At 69.8% G+C, this 4,400-nt stretch carries 3 protein-coding genes; 1 reads left to right on the top strand and 2 read right to left on the bottom strand.

Annotation, left to right across the window (positions count from 1 at the left end; genetic code table 11):
- Positions 1-2 precede the first annotated feature (2 nt).
- The gene (trpS, locus tag HKK72_RS36520) at positions 3-1,007 is read right to left on the bottom strand and encodes a tryptophan--tRNA ligase (protein ID WP_187238962.1); all 1,005 of its coding nucleotides are present in this window, start codon (positions 1,005-1,007) and stop codon (positions 3-5) included.
- A 628-nt stretch (positions 1,008-1,635) separates the two neighbouring features.
- The gene (locus HKK72_RS36515; protein ID WP_187238961.1) at positions 1,636-2,556 is read right to left on the bottom strand and encodes a TIGR03619 family F420-dependent LLM class oxidoreductase; all 921 of its coding nucleotides are present in this window, start codon (positions 2,554-2,556) and stop codon (positions 1,636-1,638) included.
- A 197-nt stretch (positions 2,557-2,753) separates the two neighbouring features.
- On the opposite strand from HKK72_RS36515, the gene HKK72_RS36510 reads away from it, so the two are divergent.
- Complete coding sequence (locus HKK72_RS36510; protein ID WP_222721600.1) at positions 2,754-4,343, top strand: amidase family protein; 1,590 nt, start codon at positions 2,754-2,756, stop codon at positions 4,341-4,343.
- Positions 4,344-4,400: the final 57 nt, after the last annotated feature.

Here is a 4,400-nt window from a genome sequence, read left to right as displayed (position 1 = left end):
GCTCAGCCGCCCAGGCCCATGGCGCGCTTGGCGTCGGTGAGGGTGGGGGCGGCGATCTCGATCGCCTGCTCCGCTCCCCGCCGTAGCACCGCGTCCACCTCGCCGGCGTTGGCGGCCAGGTCGGCGTACCGCTTCTGCAAGGGCGTGAGCAGGGCGATCACGGCGTCGGCGACGTCCCGCTTCAGCGAGCCGTACGACGAGTACCGTTCGGCCAGCGCGTGCAGGTCGTTCTCACCGGTGCAACCGCCGAGGATGTCGAGCAGGTTGGCGACGCCGGGCTGCGTCTGAACGTCGTACCGCACGTGTGCGCCCGAGTCCGTGACGGCCCGCAACACCTTACGGCGTACGACATCGGGCGGGTCGAGCAGACGGATCGCGCCGAGCGCGTCGTCGGGCCCCTCCTTGCTCATCTTGCGAGTCGGGTCCTGCAGGTCCATGACGCGCGCGGCCACCGGCGCGGGTGTCATCTCCGGAACGACGAGCACCGGGCCGTACGTGCGGTTGAAGCGCGCCGCGAGGTCACGGGCCAGTTCCACGTGCTGGCGCTGGTCATCGCCGACCGGAACCTCGGTTGCGCGATAGGCCAGGATGTCGGCCGCCATCAGGACGGGATAGGTGAACAGCGAGACCCGCGTCTGCGGCCGGTCGCGGCCCTTCTCCTTGTACTGGATCATCCGGCCGAGCTCGCCGACGTGCGCCGTGCACTCCAGCAGGTAGGACAGCTCGGCATGCAGAGGCACGTCGCCCTGCCGGAACAGCACGCACACGGACGGGTCGAGCCCTGCCGCGAGGTAGAGCGTCGCGGCCTCCCGGGTCAGCGCGCGCAGCCGGGCAGGGTCGTGGTCGACGGTGAGCGCGTGCAGGTCGACGACCGAGAACAGACATCGGACCTCGTGCTGCAGGTCGACGAACCGGCGCAGGGCGCCCAGGTGGTTCCCCAGGGTCAGGCGTCCGGTGGGCTTGATGCCCGAGAAGATGCGGCGCTCAGGCGTGGTGGGCTGGGTCATGGGGCTCGCTCCTCTGAGTAGAACGTGCCGCCCGACGGGACCTGCCCCACGCAAAAGGCCGCCCTCGCCGGGGCGGCCGTAAGCGTCAGTCTGCTGCGCGCACGTCGGTGGTGACCGCCCTCAGGCGGCCCACCAGAGCTGTGGTGAACGCGTACGCACGTCTTCAGCGTAGCGCCTCACGTTCAGCGCCGCGGATCACCCGCCGCGGCCCGGCCACCTCGCCGAGGCCGCAGGTCGGCGTCGGCTGAGGCGTTTCCGCGGAAACGCCTCCCACCGCCAAGGAGGAACCTCCCGCGCTGCCCGATGCCCTCACCGCCATCTTCACCGCCTACCTCAGCGGGAAAGCGCGCGACGCGAGCGATCCGGAGGCGTTCCAGGTCATCGTCCACACCGACGCAGACACCCTGGCCGCCGAAAGCGACGTCGCACGAGCTGCGTTTCGCCACACCGACCGGAGCCCGCATCCCGGCCGTACCGGTCCCGGTATCCGTGACCGGCGACATTCGAGAGCAGCATCGGGCCGTCATCACGCCTGACACCATCGTGCCCGACTGGGACGGCACCCCACTCGACCTCGACAATGCCGTACTGACCCACCTGCAACCGGCGCGGGCCGGGTCGCCTGAGGCTATCCGGCGCGGACCCCCTCGATGAAGGCGCCCGCGATGTCCAGCAACTCGCCCGTCGTCGTCGTGGTCTGCTGGAGGTCGATGAAGAGCTCGTCGACCCCCGCCCCGGCGGCCGACCGCGCGTAGTCGATGAACTGGCCGAGCGTGCCCGTGGTGGGGAGCCGATCGGGCTCGGCCTTCTCCTCGGCCAGGAGGGGGTTGAGGCGCTGCACGAGGCGCAGTTCGGAGCGGTCACGGCCGCCGGCGTCGGCCGCCTTGAGGATGCTCTCCCACAACACGGTCAGGTAGGTCAGCGGCATGCCGACGCCGAGCCAGCCGTCGGCCCGCCTGCCGACGCGGTCAAGGGCCGCCGGAGTGAACCCGGCGAGCAGGATCGGCGGTCGAGGGCGCTGTACGGGCTTGGGGCGGATCGTCGTCGGAGGGATCGAGAAACGCGCCCCGTCGTGCTCCACGACCTCGTCGGACCAGATCTTCTCCAGCACGTCGAGCGTCTCGTCGAGCCGGCCGCCCCTGCCTTCCCAGGGCACGTTCACGGCCCCGTACTCGTCGCGCGACCAACCCAGACCGAAGCCCACGTCCAGTCGGCCGCGGCTGATCACATCCAGCGTGGTCAACGCACGGGCCAAGATCACCGGCGCGTACCACAGGGCGTTGAGTGTGCTGGTCCCCAGCCGGACCCGTTCGGTGACCGCGGCGGACAGCGTCAGGACGCCAAGGGGATCGAGGAAGGCCGCGTACTCGGGCGGCAGCACACCATCGCGCCCCGGATACCGGTCACGAGGTTCGAGCGGGGCGAGGATACGATCGCCCGCCCACAGGCTGTCGAAGCCCATGGCCTCGGCTCCTCTGCTCACCTCGACGATGTCGTCCGGATTCGTCGTGAAGGCGCCGTACTGGGGAACGGCCAGCCCGATACGCATGATGGGAACTCCTGAGATCGCATGGGTGATGGTCCGACTCCGCTCCGGCCGCGTCGCCACGGTCATACCCCCGAAACAATGTCGCCCTGATGATCCCAACCCTTAAAGATCTTGTTAATTCGGCCGGCGGCCTCTCGCTCGGTGTGATCGATCCTGCTTTGATCTGGGTGCCCCGCCCCCGGTGAAGGAGTCTTGTCGTGCCCCCCATCCTCACCCGCGTCCGGAGCCGCCTCGTCGCGGCCGCAGTCACATCGAGCACCCTCCTGACCGTCGGGCTCGGCGCCGGACTCGTGTCCGGCGCCCATGCCGACTCCGCGAACAAGCCACTCCCGATCGACCTGGCGACGGCGACCGCAGGCCAGCTCGAGAAGCTGCTCGACGGCGGCAAGATCACGTCCAAGGGACTCACGGAGGCCTACCTCAACCGGATCGCGCTGCTCAACTCCCGAGGCCCCGGCCTCAACGCGGTGCGGGCCCTCAACCCGAGCGCCGTCAAGGACGCCGCCGGGCTCGATGCCGAGCGCAAGAGGCACCGTGTCCGCGGCCCACTGCACGGCATTCCGGTGCTCGTGAAGGACAACATCGACGTCAAGGGGATGCCCACCACCGCGGGGTCGGTCGCGCTGAAGAACTCCTACCCCAAGGATGACGCCCCTGTCGTCCAGCGGCTGCGCAGGGCGGGCGCGGTGATCCTCGGCAAGACGAACCTCACCGAGTTCGCCAACTTCATGACGTCCGGAATGCCGTCGGGATACAGCTCCCTCGGCGGGCAGGTGCTCAACCCCTATGACGTCAGCCAGACTCCGAGCGGTTCGAGTTCGGGCTCCGGCTCCGCGGCCGCGAGCGGGCTCTCCGCGCTGACGGTCGGCACCGAGACGTCCGGCTCGATCCTCAGCCCCTCCAACGCCAACTCCCTGGTCGGCGTCAAACCGACGGTCGGTCTCATCAGCCGTACCGGCGTCGTTCCGATCTCGGCGACGCAGGACACCGCCGGGCCGATGACCCGCAGCGTGTACGACGCCGCCGCGATGATGACCTGGATGAAGGGAGTCGACCCCGAGGACCCGGCGACCGAGGCCGGCGCCCCGTACGCCTCCACCGACTACACCAGGTCACTGTCCACGACGGCGTTGCAGGGCACCCGTCTCGGCTACGTCGAATCGGCCGATCCCGTGTACGCCGAGGCGCTCAACGTGCTGCGCCGGGAGGGCGCGACGCTGGTCCCCGTGACGCTCGGCACCTCCGGCCTGCCGCCGAGCATCCTGACGTACGAGTTCAAACGCGACCTCAACGCCTACCTCGCGCGCTTGCCCCAGAACGCGCCGATGGAGACGCTGGCCGACATCATCACCTTCGACGACGCCAACGCACAGGTGGCCACGAAGTTCGGGCAGACGCAGCTCACGGCGTCTCAGGCCGTCGACCTCACAGCGGACAAGGCGCAGTACGAGGCCGACCGAGAGGCGGGCCTCCAGCAAAGCCGCGCCCGGATCGACGACGCGCTCGCGCAGAACGACGTCAAGGCCATCCTCTTCCCGGGCAGTGGATCGGCCGGCATCGGCGCCCGCGCGGGATACCCCACTGTGATCGTGCCCGCCGGATACTCGGCCGCGAACCGCCGCCCGGTCGGGCTCTCGTTCCTCGGCACGGCGTTCTCCGAGGCGAAGCTGCTCGGCCTCGCCTACGACTACGAGCAGGCGTCGCACGCGTGGCGGCCTCCGTCCCAGATCAACCCGACACTGTTCCAGTGCGCCGTCCCCCCGGCGCCGAAGCACTGCGCTCCATGACACCGCCCGCGACAGCACGTCGCGAGCACTGACGCCGTACGGCGGGGCCGGACCTCT

The organism is Actinomadura sp. HBU206391 (assembly GCF_014323665.1).
In the GTDB taxonomy this organism is placed as follows: Bacteria; Actinomycetota; Actinomycetes; order Streptosporangiales; family Streptosporangiaceae; genus Actinomadura_C.
This window is presented reverse-complemented; position numbering and strand designations above follow the sequence as displayed.